General features: G+C 65.2%; 7 protein-coding genes. All 7 read right to left on the bottom strand.

Annotated elements, in window-relative coordinates:
* Window positions 1-20 precede the first annotated feature (20 nt).
* The 7 genes from AC5P7I_RS12115 to AC5P7I_RS12145 all read right to left on the bottom strand — a co-directional run bounded on the left by AC5P7I_RS12115 (window position 21) and on the right by AC5P7I_RS12145 (window position 15,075).
* Window positions 21-1,604: a phytoene desaturase family protein gene (locus tag AC5P7I_RS12115; RefSeq protein ID WP_014647918.1), complete on the bottom strand. Its 1,584-nt coding sequence runs from the start codon at window positions 1,602-1,604 to the stop codon at window positions 21-23.
* 76 nt (window positions 1,605-1,680) lie between these two features.
* Window positions 1,681-2,175: a VOC family protein gene (locus AC5P7I_RS12120; protein WP_014647917.1), complete on the bottom strand. Its 495-nt coding sequence runs from the start codon at window positions 2,173-2,175 to the stop codon at window positions 1,681-1,683.
* Between the two features lie 123 nt (window positions 2,176-2,298).
* On the bottom strand, window positions 2,299-4,305 hold the full coding sequence (locus tag AC5P7I_RS12125) for a M13 family metallopeptidase (protein WP_069116157.1): 2,007 nt from the start codon (window positions 4,303-4,305) through the stop codon (window positions 2,299-2,301).
* A gap of 215 nt (window positions 4,306-4,520) precedes the next feature.
* Entirely contained in the window at window positions 4,521-6,623 is a 2,103-nt protein-coding gene (locus tag AC5P7I_RS12130; protein WP_262088023.1) for a M13 family metallopeptidase, read from the bottom strand.
* Between the two features lie 172 nt (window positions 6,624-6,795).
* A complete protein-coding gene (locus tag AC5P7I_RS12135; RefSeq protein ID WP_262088022.1) occupies window positions 6,796-8,823 on the bottom strand; it encodes an alpha/beta hydrolase family protein in 2,028 nt (675 codons plus the stop codon).
* Window positions 8,824-8,917: 94 nt separating this feature from the next.
* Window positions 8,918-11,896, bottom strand: a complete 2,979-nt coding sequence (locus AC5P7I_RS12140) for a TonB-dependent receptor plug domain-containing protein (protein ID WP_014647913.1) — start codon at window positions 11,894-11,896, stop codon at window positions 8,918-8,920.
* Window positions 11,897-12,285: 389 nt separating this feature from the next.
* Window positions 12,286-15,075: a TonB-dependent receptor plug domain-containing protein gene (locus AC5P7I_RS12145; protein ID WP_014647912.1), complete on the bottom strand. Its 2,790-nt coding sequence runs from the start codon at window positions 15,073-15,075 to the stop codon at window positions 12,286-12,288.
* Window positions 15,076-15,083: the final 8 nt, after the last annotated feature.

The raw sequence follows: 15,083 nt of genomic DNA on the forward strand, positions 1-15,083 counted from the left end.
GACCGTTGGTGGGCACGCCTCTACAGATCCTGCAACACCACCTGCGCCGCGTTGTGCCCCGGTGCACCGGTGACGCCACCGCCGGGGTGTGTGCCCGAACCGCACAGGTACAGCCCGGGCAGGGCGCCACGATAGCCGGCCTGGCCGACCATCGGCCGTGCCGAGAACAGCTGGTTGGCGCTCAGTGCGCCGTGGAAGATGTCGCCGCCGACCAGGCCGAAGGTGCGTTCCAGATCCAGCGGCGACAGCACCTGCCGACCGAGCACGCTGGCGGTGAAGCCGGGCGCATGCCGTTCGACGGTGGCGATCATCAGGTCGGCCACGGTCTCCCGGTGATCGTCCCAATGGCGGCCTTCAGGCAACACCGGCGCCACATGCTGGCAGAACAGGCTGGCCACGTGCTGCCCGGGCGGCGCCAGCGAATCGTCCAGCGTGCTCGGAATCAGCATTTCCACGATCGGTTCGCGCGCCCAACCGTCGCGGCGCGCATCCAGCCAGGCGCGGTCCATGTAATCCAGGCTGGGTGCCATGATGATGCCGGCGCTGAGGTGATCGCCGGGCCCGGGCAGGGCGCGGAACTCCGGCAGCCGCGACAGCGCCACGTTCATCCGGAACGTGCCGGAACCGCAGCGCCAGTTCGCCATGCGTTCGCGTGTCGCGTTGGGTACCTGTGCCGGTTCCAGCAATTGTTCGTACAGCAGTTTCGGATTGACGTTGGCAACCACCGTGCGTGCGCGCAGGATCTCGCCGTTGGCCAGTTCGACGCCCACCGCGCGGCCCTGTTCGATTCGCACGCGCTGCACGCCGGCCTCCACGCGCAGTTCCGCTCCGGCCTCGCGTGCCGAGGCTGCAATCGCCTGGCTGATCGCGCCCATGCCGCCGATCGCATGGCCCCACGCACCCTTCACGCCATTGCACTGGCCGAATACGTGGTGCAGCAGTACGTAGGCACTGCCCGGTGTATAGGGGCTTGCGTAGTTGCCGACGATGCCATCGAAGCCGAACAGCGCCTTGATCGGTTCGCTTTCGAACCAGCGATCCAGATACTCGGCTGCCGACAGCGTGAACAGGTCCAGCAGCTCCTGCCGCAGCGAGGCATCCAGCGTGGCCAGTTCACGACCAAGACGGCCCATCTGCCACAGCGCAGGCAACGCGCGCCAACCACCGGCAACGCCGGCATCCGGTGGCGCGCGCAGGGCCCACGCGCGCAGCACATCGGCGAAGATCTCCAGGCGCGCTTCGTATTCGGGTAGCCGCTGCGCATCCCGCTCGGAGAACTTCGCGACCTCTGCCTGGGTGCGGCCCGGTGCCGACAGCAGATAACGACCATCCTCCATCGGCAGGAAGTTGTTGACCGGGCGATTGATGATGCGCAGCCCATGCGCATGCAGTTGCAGGTCGTCGATCACCTTCGGCTGCAGCAGGGACACCGTGTACGACGCCACCGAGTTGCGGAAGCCGGGATGGAATTCCTCGGTGACTGCGGCACCGCCGAGAACGCCACGACGTTCCAGCACCAGCACCTTCTTTCCAGCGCGCGCCAGATAGGCCGCGCAGACCAGGCCGTTGTGGCCGCCACCAACGACGATCGCATCCCAGGACATCAACACCTCGCAAAAAGGGGACGGAGGGGATTAAGTCGCAATCTGCATCTGCACACGGGGCATGGGGAGAAACGACTTAATCCCCTCCGTCCCCTTTTTTGATTGCCGCTTCGATGGTGGCGATGTCGATCTTCTTCATCGGCATCATCGCGTTGAAGGCGCGCTTGGCCAATGCCTTGTCCTTGCTGGTCACGGCTTCGATCAACATGCGCGGGCTGATCTGCCAGGAGATGCCCCAGCGATCCTTGCACCAGCCGCATTGGCTCTCCTGTCCACCGTTGCCGACGATCGCATCCCACAGGCGGTCGGTCTCGGCCTGGTCCTCGGTCTGGATCTGGAAGGAAAACGCTTCGCTGTGCTTGAACGCGGTGCCGCCGTTGAGGCCGACGCAGGGAATGCCGCAGACCGTGAACTCGACCGTCAGCACGTTGCCTTCCTTGCCATCCGGAAAGTCGCCGGGGGCGTGATGCACGGCGATCACCGCGCTGTCGGGCAGGATGCTGGCGTAGAAGGTGGCGGCCTCGAGCGCGCCGTTGTCGTACCAGAGGCAGATCGTGTTCTTGTGTGCCATGTCGGGGCTCCGCGATGGACGAAGCCGCAGCGATAGCACGCGCGGTGTTAACCCGGGATCGTGCTGCACCCGCAAAAAAGGGCGCCCGAAGGCGCCCCCTGTACTACGGGTAGTGCGCGTGGCTCAGCGCCAGACCTTGATCTGGTCGGCTTCGCTGCGCTGCATCGGCTGGCCGGCCTTGCAGCTGAAGGTGGCACCGAATGCCGGCAGGTTGGCCAGCGTGCCGTTGCTGCGCCACAGGCCCGGCGCGCGGATGTCGGCGGTCAGGCGGCGCACGGCCTCGTTCGGCGACAGCTGCTGTGCCCACAACGCCGACCAGGCGCGGAAGAAGCCCTGCTGCTGTGCCGGCTTGGCCTTCGGCTCCTGCGCGGTATAGGCCGCCCAGGCCAGTTCCAGACCGGCGATGTCGGCCAGGTTCTCTTCCTGGGTGAGCGTGCCGTTGACCTTGGCACCCTTCACGCCCGGGAAATCGTAGGCGCTGTACTGCGCGGCCACGCGGTTGCCAAGCAGGGTCCAGGCGGTCTTGTCGGCCGGGGTCCACCAGCTGCGCAGTTCGCCCTTGGCGTCGACCAGTGCACCCTTGGCGTCGATCGCACGGGTCAGCTCATGGCCGACCAGGCCACCGAAGCTGCCGAACTTGTCGGCGGCGTCGGCCTTGGCATTGAACACCGGGCCCTGCAGGATCGCCGCGGTAACGATCAGGCGGTTCTGTGCCAGGTCGTAGGCCAGCGACGGCTGCTGCGGCAGCACGTCCCAGCGGCGGTCGGCGTTGCCCTTGCCGATGCGCTTCATTTCCTCGCGGTGGCGCCAGGTCGACGCGATCAGCATGTTGCCGCCGAACGAACCGCGGCCCATCGGCTGCACGCTGTAGTCGAGGTCGCGCAACGGGGTGCCGATCTCGATCTTCAGCGCAGCCAGCTTGGCCTGCGCTTCGGTCTTGGCTTCGGCGCTCATCCAGCTGTTGTTCTTGACCGCCTCGATCTGCACTTCGCGCAGCTTGTCGACGATCCACGCCGCCTGGCGACGGTCTTCGGCCGACAGGTAACGGGCCGCATATTCGCGGCCGACCATCGGGCCGGCGGCCACGTTGATCGCCTCCAGCACGTCTTCCCAGCGCTGCGGCGGCAGCGTTTCGCCACGCAGCACGCGGCCACGGAATTCAAACTCCGCGTCGCGGTAGGCCTTGGACAGGTACGGTGCCATCGAGTCGCCCACGCGCCAGCGCAGGTAGGCCTTCCACTGGTCCGGCTTGAGCTTGGTGACCATGCCATCGAGCTGCTTGAACAGGCCCGGGTCGGCCAGCGAGACCAGGTCGTCGTCCACGCCCTGTGCCTTCAGGAACGCGTCCAGCTGCAGGTTGCGGTAACGGCTGTTGAGCTCCTTGGTGGAGATCGGCGCGTAGTTGTTGAACGGGTTGTTGATGCCGGCCAGCGATTGCGCATTGCGCGCCAGCTCGGTCTCCAGCGCGATCACCGACTGCGATTCGGCATCGAGCCTGGCCGCCGGGGTGCCGGTCAGCGCCAGGATCTGCTTGACGTAGTTGCGGTAGCGCCCCATCAGCGCCACGGTATCGGCGTCGGTGCGGGTATAGAACGCCGGGTCCGGCAGGCCCATGCCGCCCTGCATGAAGTAACCGATGTGGCGGTCCAGTGCCTTCAGGTCGACGTCCGGGCCGAAGTTGAAGGCCACCGGGATGCCCACCTGGTGCAGCGCGGCGATCGAGGCCGGCACATCCTTGGCCTTCTTGATGGCGTTGATGCGGGTCAGTAGCGGCGCGATCGGGTTGGAGCCGTCCGCTTCCACGGCGGCTTCGTCCAGGCCGCTGGCCCAGAAGTCGCCCAGCAGCTTCTGCACGTTGCCCTGCGGCGACTTCATCGCGGCGTCGAGCAGTTCACGCTGCTGCTGGCGGCTGCGCTCGACCAGCTGGCCGAGCGCGGTGGTGGCACCGGTCTGCGGCACCGGGTTGGCCTTCAGCCAGCCTGCGTTGGTGGCGTCGTAGAAGTCGCTGCACTGGGCGCTGACGGCCGGGGCGCGCGCGGCCTTCTTCTTGGCGGCGAACGCATCGTGGGTCGGGACCAGCGTCGCCAGGCTGATGCCCAGGGCGATGGCAAGCGGACGGAAATTGGGCATGTGGAACGAATCCGTGATGGATTGAGGGCGCGCGCACTATAGCAAGCCGTGCATGGGCGCGGCATGCACGCGTCACGGTGGCGCCGCTGGGCCGTGCGCCGACCAGGGTCGGCATCTACCAACGGCCTGAGCCATGCATGGATGACGGGCGCTGTGAAAAACAAAGGCCCGGGATTCCCGGGCCTTTGCAGGTCTGCCGCAGCGTCAGCCGTGGCTTACCAGATCACCACCTGCTGCTCGCCGGTGCGGGCCATCGGCGAACCGGCCTTGCACTGGAACGCGGCAGCGAAGGTCGGCAGGTTCGACGGCGCACCCATGGCACGGAACTGCGCCGGGGCGTGCGGGTCGGTGGCCAGGCGGACCTTGGCGTTTTCCGGGGTGTACTTGGTGCGCCACACGGTGGCCCAGTTGAAGAAGAAGCGCTGGTCGCGGGTGAAGCCGTCGACCTTCGCATCTTCCTTGCCGGCGGTCGCCTTCTGCAGGGCGTCGTAGGCGGTGGCCAGGCCGCCCAGGTCGGCGATGTTCTCGCCCAGGGTCAGGTGGCCGTTCACTGCCTGGCCGTCGACCTTGTACTGGTCGAACTGCTTGACCAGCTTGCCGGTGAGGCCTTCGAAGTTCTTCTTGTCGGCCGGGGTCCACCAGTCTTCCATGTTGCCGGTCGGCCCGAAGCGTGCGCCCTGGTCGTCGTAACCGTGGGTCATCTCATGGCCGATCACCGCACCGATGCCGCCGTAGTTCAGCGCGTCGTCGGCCTTCGGATCGAAGAACGGCGGCTGCAGGATGGCGGCCGGGAACACGATCTCGTTCTGCAGCGGGTTGTAGTAGGCGTTGACGGTCTGCGGGGTCATGCCCCACTCGGTCTTGTCCACCGGCTTGCCGATCTTGGACAGGTTGAACTTGTAGTTGAACTCGTTGGCCGCGCGCACGTTGCCCAGGTAGCTGTCGCGCTGGGTCTGCAGGCCCGACCAGTCGCGCCACTTGTCCGGGTAACCGATCTTCGGGGTGAAGGTTTCCCACTTGGCGATGGCCTTGGCCTTGGTTTCCTCGCTCATCCAGCTCAGGCCCTGGATGCGGTCCTTCAGCGAGGCGGCCAGGTTCTTCACCAGTTCTTCCATCTTCGCCTTCGCTTCCGGCGAGAAGGCAACCTTCACGTACAGCTGGCCGAAGGCTTCACCGGCATCGTTTTCGATGGTGCCCAGCACACGCTTCCAGCGCGGCTTCTGCTCCTTCTGGCCGTTGAGGGTCTTGCCGTAGAACTCGTAGTTCTCCTGCACGAAGGCATCGGCCAGGTACGGCGAGGCGCTGTCCACGGTGTGGAAGCGCAGGTAGGCGCGCCACACCGACGGATCGGTGTCGGCCAGCGACTTGCTCACTTCCTCATGGAAGGCCGGCATGGCCAGCGAGAATTTCTCCGGCGCGGCCACGCCCTGCGACTTGAAGAACTCGGTCCAGCTGAAATTCGGGGTCAGCTTGTCGGCGTCGGCCAGGGTGACCGGGTTGTAGTACAGCTCGACGTTGCGCGACAGCTCCACGCGCGACTTGGAGGCCTTGGCCAGGCGGGTTTCGAACTTGACCACGTCCTCGGCCTGCTTGGCTGCATCGGCCGCGGCCACGCCGGACAGCTCCAGCACCTTGGCGACATGCGCCTGATAGGCCTTCAGCTTGTCGGCGTTCTTGGCATCGGTGTAGTAGGTGGTATCCGGCAGGCCCAGGCCGCCCTGGCTGGCATAGGCCATGTTCACGCCGGAGTTCTTGAAGTCGGCTTCAGCGCCGAAGCCGAACAGGAGGTTGTCACCCTTGGCGGCGCTGGTGCGCAGGTAGTTGGCGATGGCCGCCTTGTCCTGCAGGCCGTCGATCGCAGCCAGGTCGGCCTTCAGCGGCTCGATGCCCTGGGCGTTGATCTTGGCTTCGTCCATGCCGGTGGCCCACAGGTCGCCGACGATCTTCTCGATGTGGTTCGGGTTCTTGACCTGCGCAACCTGTTCGGCCAGCTGGTGCTGCACGGCCACCGAACGCTCGTCGAGGATGGTGAACGCGCCCCAGCTGGTGCGGTCGCCCGGGATTTCATTGGCGGCCAGCCACTTGCTGTTGACGTAGTCGCCGAAGGCGGTGCACGCGTCCTTGGTGGTGTCCAGGTCGCTCGGCTGGAAGGCGTTGTAGGCCGGCAGCTTGCTGTCGTCCAGCTTGTAGGTGGTGGCTTCGGCGGTGGCCGGGGCGGGGGGCGCGGCATCCTTGGCCGGGGTTTCGTTCTTGCCGCAGCCGGCCAGCACGGCCGACACGGCCAGGCTGAGCAGGACGATCTTGGGAGTGCGCGTCATCACTATTCTTGGCCTCCAGGCCGAGTGAGTCAGGGAGAAGCCGCAGGTACGGCCGTGGGCCGAACGATACGCCGCCGGCCTGGCCTGCAAGGGTGTCGAAGGTCATGTCCGGGCGCAAGGGCTAGAACGTGCAAGGGCGCCCCGTGGGCGCCCTCGCAGGAAGCGGTGCGGCTTACAGGCCGCCGCCGCCGCAGCCCTTGCCCAGGTAGTCGTCGATCAGCCTGAGCTGGTCACCCATGATCGCGCGGGTCCAGGCGGGACCATGCGCGTAGTCGGCGATGGCGTGGAACTCGACCGGCTGCCCCGAACCCCTGGCCTTGTTCACGAACCACTCCGACTGCTCGATCGGCACCGTGCGGTCGCGGTCACCGTGGTAGACCATCAATGGAATCTTCATTTCACCGGCCTTGTCGACCGGGTTGAGGCCGGCCACGGTCGGCGCCTGGGCCTGGCGGAAGAACGGGTTGGTATAGAAGCGCGACCAGATCTTCTTGATGTCCGAAACGCCGGCACCGGCGATGGCGCACTTGTACAGGCCATTGGGACGCACCGAAGCCGCGAACGCCGAGTAGCCGCCATAGGAGAAGCCGAACATGGCGATGTGGCCGGGCTGGGCGATCTTCTGGTCGATCATCCACTGCGCGCCATCGTCCTTGTCGTCCTGCATCTTCTGGCCCCATTCGGCATCACCGGCCATCCACAGCTTGCGGCCCCAGTCGGCCGAGCCGCGGAACTGCGGGCGCAGTACCGCCATGCAGCGTGATGCCATCAGCGGTACCCACATCGAGCCGTCGAAGTCCATGCCATCGCGTGCCCACGGGCCGCCGTGCGGATGCACCACGGCTTTCCACGGGCCGGCACCGCACAGCTCGGTGCTGGGCGTGGTCAGGAATGCCGGAATGTCCAGCCCGTCGCGTGCCTTGTAGTAGACCAGCCGGGTGGTGCCCAGCGCGGCTGGCTGGATCTGCGGATAGGTCTTGGCCAGCAGGGTCAGCTTGCCGTCGTGCAGCAGGTGATACTCGGGCGGGTTGGAAGGGCCGGAGGTAGCCACCAGCACATTGGAAAGATCGGCGGTGTAGTCGACGATGCGGTAGCTCAGGCCTGTATCGTAGTTGGCGGTGTAGCGCTGGCCGTTCGCGGTATCGACCATCGCCAGCGGCTCCTGGCGGATGCCAAGCGCCTGGCGCAGCCCCTGGTCCAGGGCCTTCATGCGCGGAGAGGTCCACTGGATGTCGTCGCCGCGCGGACCGGCGTAGCCGATTCCCATGATCTCGCCGAAGGGTACCGCACCGCTCCGGTGGCGGTTGATCAGCATCGAGCCGGCGTTGAACAGTTTGTGCTCGAACAGCACTTCCTTCTGCTTGCGGGCCGTGATGTCGTACTCGTAGACGATTGATTTGTCGCGGCCGACATTGCTGAGTACGAACGCGATGTTCGGATCATCGGCAAAGCCGATCACCTGGTTGACGTCGCGGTTCTTCACGTAGGAGCGGAAATGCTCCTCCCAGGCACCGTTGGCAGGCGAGCGGAACTCGGTGGCGACGTAGGCGCCGGTACCGTCGACGTCCTGCCGCAGGCGTGCCCGCAGTTCACTGTCCAGGTCGGTGATATAGCCCGCCACGCGCTCTTCGGTCTTCTGGATGCGCTGGGAGGTGAAGTTGCGCAGGTCGACCTTGTAGACGTCACCGGAACTGCTGCCCGAACCGTTGACCACCAGGATGTGGTCGGGATCGTTGGGCAGGGTGTCGAGCACCGTGGCGTTGGCCAGTGCCTGCTCGAGCTCTTCATTGCGACTGGAGGCGCGCGGCGGCGTGATCGGCTCCTTCCACTGCTTGCCTTCGATGTCGGTGATGAAGAACTTGCTGACGAAGGTCTTGGTCACCCGGTCGGCGCGCAGGTCGTAGGGTTGCCACAGCACGACGGCCAGCTGTCCGTTCTTGATGAACGACACGCTGTGGAACTTCATGCGGTTGGCGCCGATCACCGTGGGTGGCTTGTCCAGTGCATCGGTCCGCCAAACCACGATCACGCGCTCCTCGCCATCGGCGCGAAGGCCGGCGATGTGTTTTCCGTCTGGTGACAACGACAGGCTGGAGATGGCCGGGAAGGCGGCCATCTGTTCGATGGTGGGCGCCACAGGCTTGGCGTGCAGCAACGGTGAAAGGCTGGCCAGGGCCGCCAGCAGCAGGGCTCGCTTCATTGCAACCTCGGAATGCGTTGGCACCGGCCTGCGGAGAATCCGGTGCCTGAAATGGAACCGCCGCCCCGAAGGGCGGCGGTTGCAGGGAGCAGGATCAGAACGAACGCGTGATGTTCAGGAAGTAGCTGCGACCGAAGTAGTCGAAGCCGCTGTACAGCAGCGCGTTGCCGACGGTGCTGTAGACACCCTGCGAGATGGTCGGCGGCTTGCGGTCGGCGAAGTTGCGCACGCCACCGGTGACCGACCACTTGTCCGCTTCATACTTCACCGAGATGGCCTGCAGGAAGTAGTTCGGGGTGTACAGCTTGTACGCCGAGGTGGCCGGATCGAAGTCACCCGGGTTGCGCTCCTCGTAGTACGCGTAGCTGTCCATCTTGTCGATCCAGTCCAGGCCGTAACGCACCTGCCAGTTCTTCCACTTGTAGCTCAGGTCCAGCGAGGCGGTGTTTTCCGGACGCGACAGCATGCCGTTGTAGTCCACCAGCGGATCGTCGGAGAAGACCTTGCTGGCCTGTTCCAGGTAGTGGGTGAACTGCAGCGTGGTGCGCAGGGTGCCCGGGCCGATTTCGCGGACATAGCGGGTGGTGAAGTCCAGGCCACGGACCTTGTCGGTGGACAGGTTGATGAAGCCGTTGGTCACCACCAGTTGGTTGTTGACCGGGTTGCGGGCCACCAGGCGGCACAGACCCGAACCGGAGGAGAAGTCGGCACTGCCGCTGTCGTAGCAGCGCGACAGGATGTTCGCGCCGCCCGCGCTGTCGACGCCGTTCTTCACTTCGATGTCGAAGTAGTCGGCGGCGAAGGACAGGTCACCGAAGCCGCTGCCGAATTCCGGCTGGATCACCACGCCCAGGGTCTTGGCCTTGGAGGTTTCGGCTTCCAGGCCGGCCTCGGCACCACCCTGGGTGACCACGGTCACGCCCTGGGTGGCCAGGTAGTCCGGTGCCAGGCCCAGCGATGCGCAGTTCTGGTAACGCGGCGAGCTCGGGTTGCGATCACCATACTCGTTGCAGGGGTCGGCACTGCTGCTCAGGAAGCCGGTGGTGCCGCCCAGGAACTGTTCGAACAGCGCCGGTGCGCGGTAGGAGGTGCCGTACGACGCACGGAACGACAGCCACTTCACCGGGGTCCACAGCGCGCCGATCTTGTAGGTCTCGTCCGAGCCGTAGGACTTGTAGTCGGTGTAGCGGCCGGACAGGTTGACCGTCAGTTCCTCGGCAGCGGTGACGCCGGACAGCAGCGGCAGTTCCAGTTCGCCGTAGGCTTCGAACACCGAGTCCGAACCGCGGGTCGGGGTGGCGTTGGTCAGGTTGTACAGGTCGGCATTGATCGAGTACGGCGACGGGGTGTCGTCGATGCGTGCCTTGCGGTACTCGACGCCGAACGCACCACCGGCCGAGCCGTACGGCATGTCGAACAGCGGGCCGTTGACGTTGAAGTTGACCGTGGTTTCCTTGTACAGCGTGTTGCCGGTGACCGGCACGAACACCCAGTCCTTCCAGTCCTGCGGCAGCTTGCCACCGATGGTGTTGGTGTTCAGCGCCGGCGCGGCGATGCAGCCGTTGGAGCCGTCGCGGCAGACATAGCCACCGGCACCGTTGGAGACCACGTCCAGGCTCTGGCGCAGGCGGCTGGTCAGGAAGCTCTCGAAGGTGTAGTCGGCGTCGCTGCGCGAGTGCATGACGTTGAAGTCATAGTTCCACTCCGAGCTCAGGTGGCCACGCAGGCCGGCATTGAAGCGCAGGAAGTCGACGTTCTGCTTGTTGGTGTCGTTGCCGAAACCGATGAACGCACGCACGCCCAGGTTCTTGCCGCTGGTCTGGTCGGTCGGAGCACCGGCAACGCTGTCACGCAGGTTGGCCGGGATCAGCGGGCTGCCCACGGCATAGTCCAGGGTCAGCTGGCGATAGCCGGTCTGGGTCGACTTGCGCTTGTTGCCCAGGAACTCGTAGTACAGCTCGGCATCGCCCAGTGCGTTGAGGTCGAAGCCACCCTGCAGGTACAGGGTGTGGGTCTTGGTCGGCGAGATCAGCGACTGGTTGCGCATGGCCGGATCGAAGGTGTCGCGGGTGTTCAGGTCCACGCCTTCGTAGCCCACCAGGCCGGTGGTGATGGCCGCATTCGGGCGCCAGCGGTTGAAGCGGGTGCCGGCGCCGCCCGGGGCCGCAACACCGGTACGGGTGTTGGTGCCGATGGTGTTCAGCGTGGTGCCGCCGGCATCGAGCGACCAGCACTTCGGCTTGCCGGTCAGCGGGTCGATGAAGTCGCCGCTGCCCCAATAGTCGCCCGCGTCGATGTCGCGGTACATGTCGGTCGGGCAGCCACCGGCCCAGCTGCGGTCGGCCAGGGTCAGCTCGTTGCGGGTGTAGTACTCATAGGAGCCGGAGAAGTGCGAGCGCTCGCCGGTGGCACCGAACATGATGGAGTAACGGCGCTCTTCACCGCCGCCGCCATCGGTGGCGTTGTGCTGTGCTTCGAAGCTGACGCCATCGACCTTCTTCTTGGTGATGATGTTGATTACGCCGGCAACGGCGTCGGAGCCGTAGATCGAGGACGCACCGTCCTTCAGGATTTCGACGCGGTCGACGATCGAGTTCGGCAGCACGTTCAGGTCGGTCGAGCCCACCGAGCCGCGGGTACCGGCCGGCGACACGCGGCGGCCATTGAGCAGGATCAGCGTGCGGGTCGGGCCGAGGCCGCGCAGGCCCAGGGTGTTGGCGCCCGGGCCACCGTCGGTGACGTAGCCGCCATAGGCGTTGTTGATCTGCGCCGCACCGGCGGTGACCGCGGTGCTCTGCAGGGCCGCCGTGGTCGAGTTGAAGCCGGCCAGGGTGGTTTCTTCACGGGTGACGACCTGCACCGGCGAGACCGAGTTGAACACGTCGCGGCTGATGCGCGAGCCGGTGACGGTCACCGTATCCAGATTGGTGGCCTTGGACTTGGATGCCTCTTCGGTGGTCTGCGTCGAGCCCGAGGCGTCCTGTGCGATCGCCGGGGCGGCCGCAGCGAGCAGCACGGCGGAGGCGAGGGCGAAGCTCAGCGGATGCTTGCTGAGCGACTTGCGATTGATCATCTGAAATCCCCTTGAATCGAATGATTGCGTCGTACACCGGGACAGGTCCTTGTCGGCGTCTCCGTGTGCCCCTTGCCCGGGGTCGGCAGCGTGCTGCCACCCGGCGCTGGTACCGGCTTCACGCGCCGATGACCCGAGATTAACACGACATTAACCGAGCCTGTCAAACGTTCACGAGGGAGTCATGAAGCTGTGGGTGATGTGCGCGCCTTGCGGTGACAGGAGCGCCCATTTCTACCTCATCTCATTGATATGTATTGATTTGTTTCGGTTCATGTCAAAGGTGTCTGAACCGTGAACGGGATGTGGCCGTGTTGTGCGACGGACAAAAAAAAGGCCCCGCCGAAGCGGGGCCTGGTCCAGACACGCAGTCCGGAATACGACGGGGATCAGAAGTCGTACTTGACCTGGGCCGAGATCTGACGGCCGTAGACGCTGTAGAAGCCGTCGTTGAACGGGGTCGATTCGTTGCCCGGGTAGTTGTAGCGCTGGCCTTCCGGCAGCTTGTTGAACACGTTGTTGACCATCAGCGACAGGGTCAGATCGTCCTGCGCCTGGTAGTTCAGGCTCATGTTGTAGGTGGTGTACGAGCCCCACTTGCCGGCCTTGGCGCCGGAGGAGTGGACGTAGTCATAGCTGCGGCCGGTGTAGGCCAGGTAGTTCGGGGTGCTGCCGACGTAGTTGGCGTACAGGGTGGTGGTGAACTTGGAGATGGCCCAGCCCACCGACACATCGCCGCGCACCTTGGCGAAGTTGTCGTAGTACCACATGTTGTACGGATCGCTCAGCAGATCCAGCTTCTGTGCGCCCGGCAGCGGCACCACTTCACGCTTCAGCATGTTGGTGTAGTTGCCCGAGAACATCAGCGAACCGAAGCGGCCCAGGTCCTGCTGGTACTTGGCGCCGACGGTCACCGCTTCCAGGTTCTGGCTGGCCACGTTGAGCTTCGGGGTGTACACGCGGGCCAGGTTGCCACCGGCGTCGCGGGACACCCAGTCGGTCACGTTCTGGCAGCTGGCCGAGGTGTTGTTCGGCAGGCCGTTGCGGCACTGGTACTCGGCCAGCAGCAGCTGGTCGGTGCTCAGGGTCTTGACCTCGTTCTTGATCTTCCAGTTGTAGTAGTCGACCGACAGCGAGAAGTTGCTCACCGGGGCCCACACCACGCCCGCGCTCCACACGTCGGCGGTGATCGGCTTCAGGTCCGGGTTGCCGGACTTTTCGCTGTACACCGAGGTGGTCTTGTAGAACGAGCAGGCTTCGTCACGCAGCGCGTAGCCCATCTGGCTGCAGCGGTAGTAGTCGTTCTGGCCGGAGGCGAACGAGCCGCTCATGCCCTGGAAGGCATCGGACAGGGTCGGCGCACGGAATGCGGTGCCGTACTTGCCGCGCAGCAGCAGGCTCTCAACCGGGCGGTATTCCAGGCCGATGCTGTAGGTGGCCTTGTCAACGGTCTTGTCGGCGATCTTGAAGGCGTCGTAGCGGCCCGAGGCGCTGATGGTCAGCGACTCGAACACCGGCATGCGCAGTTCGCTGGTCACCGCGTAGTTGCTGCGGTGGCCGGCACCGGCCACGGCGGTGGCGCCCCAGGCGTTACCATCGACGAAGGCCTGGTCGGGCGAGTAATCCCAACCTTCGCTGCCACCTTCCAGCACCACGGCCAGGCCGGCGTCGCCGCCCGGCAGGGAGAACAGCGACCCGTTGGTCACCTGCACGCGACCCAGGTTCTGCCAGGTCTTGCTGCGGTGGGTGCCATAGCCGGTGAAGCTGGCGAACTGGTCCGGGGTGATCGGCGAGTAGAACGCAGCGTAGTCCGGGTTGTAGATGCCGAAGCCATCAGCGGTGGTACCCAGGCGCGGGCCCAGCACGGTGTCGCCGAAGAAGCCTTCGATCTTGTCCTTCCAGCGCGCGAAGCGGTTCTGGTCCAGGCGGTATTCGCCGCGGGTGAAGCTGGCGCTGTAGTCCCAGTCGCCGACCATGCCCTTGCCACCCAAGGTAACCTGGTAGGAACGGCTCTCATCGGAGTTCAGGATGTTGTTGTAGTGGCCCGGGCCGATTTCTTCCGGTGCGAAGGCGCGCTGCAGGTTCACGACCTTGCCCAGGCCCTGGTCGTAGAAGCCGCCCATCACCGACTTGGTGCCCCACCACAGGGCGCTGGAGCCGGAGGTGAACTCGGTCTTTTCCTTGCTGTACAGCACATCGGCGAACAGCTGGAAGTTGTCGTTCACGTCGAAGGTCATCGACGAGTAGAACTGGCCGCTGTTCTTGCCGTTCTTCAGGGTCTTGTAGCCGGCGCTGTACACCGAGCCGCACGATTCGCCCGATGCACGCTTGCCGACGGTGGTGGTGCCGTCGTACAGGCCTGCGACGTTGGCGCAGCGGGTCGGGTCCATCATGTACAGCTTGTTGTCGGCGTTGCCGATGACGGCAAAGTCGTTCGACGGCAGCTGTGCGGTGTAACCGACCGGGTTGTTCTGCTTGGTGATGTCACGCTGGTAGCCCCAGATCGGGCTGCCGTTTTCGATCTGCACGTTGACCAGCGCGTGGAAGCGGTCGTCGAATGCGTTGAAGCCCTTGGCGGCGCTGAAGCGGATGTTGCTGCCACCACCTTCGGTGTAGGTGCCGCCACGGATCGACATCGTGCCGCCGTCCATGCGTTCCTTCAGGATGATGTTGACCACGCCGGCGATCGCGTCCGAGCCGTACAGCGACGACTGGCCGCCCGGCAGGACCTCGATGCGCTCGACGATGTCGATCGGAATGCCGCTGATGTTGTTGAACGACTCGCTGCCGTTGTACAGCGCCGGATACGAGAGCATCGGGCGGCCGTTGATCAGGTACTTGGTGTAGCCCGGGTTCAGGCCGAACATGCCGGCGGCTTCGGCGCCCTGGGTGAACGCACCCGAGGTCTGTCCACCCTGCAGGCCGCCGGTGGTCAGCGACGACTGCTGCAGAACTTCAGCAACGCTGCTGAAGCCGCGGGTCTGGATGTCTTCGGCGGTGATGGACATCACCGGGGTCTGGGTTTCGACCTGGGTCTGCGGGATCAGCGAACCGGTGACGGTGATCTTGTCCAGGTTGGTCGCCTTGTCCTGGGCCATTGCCGGGGCGGCGGCCATCAGAGCGGACATCAGGGCGACGGCGAGCGTGTTGCGACGTGCGGTATTGCTGACGTGTTTCATGTAATTCC

Source organism: Stenotrophomonas sp. YJH_SMC_138, assembly GCF_059369855.1.

Excerpts from the sequence above, each read along its gene's own strand:
- AC5P7I_RS12115 (WP_014647918.1), bottom strand. The coding sequence starts at position 1,604 with ATGTCCTGGGATGCGATCGTCGTTGGTGGCGGCCACAACGGCCTGGTC.
- AC5P7I_RS12120 (WP_014647917.1), bottom strand. The coding sequence starts at position 2,175 with ATGGCACACAAGAACACGATCTGCCTCTGGTACGACAACGGCGCGCTC.
- AC5P7I_RS12125 (WP_069116157.1), bottom strand. The coding sequence starts at position 4,305 with ATGCCCAATTTCCGTCCGCTTGCCATCGCCCTGGGCATCAGCCTGGCG.
- AC5P7I_RS12130 (WP_262088023.1), bottom strand. The coding sequence starts at position 6,623 with ATGACGCGCACTCCCAAGATCGTCCTGCTCAGCCTGGCCGTGTCGGCC.
- AC5P7I_RS12135 (WP_262088022.1), bottom strand. The coding sequence starts at position 8,823 with ATGAAGCGAGCCCTGCTGCTGGCGGCCCTGGCCAGCCTTTCACCGTTG.
- AC5P7I_RS12140 (WP_014647913.1), bottom strand. The coding sequence starts at position 11,896 with ATGATCAATCGCAAGTCGCTCAGCAAGCATCCGCTGAGCTTCGCCCTC.
- AC5P7I_RS12145 (WP_014647912.1), bottom strand. The coding sequence starts at position 15,075 with ATGAAACACGTCAGCAATACCGCACGTCGCAACACGCTCGCCGTCGCC.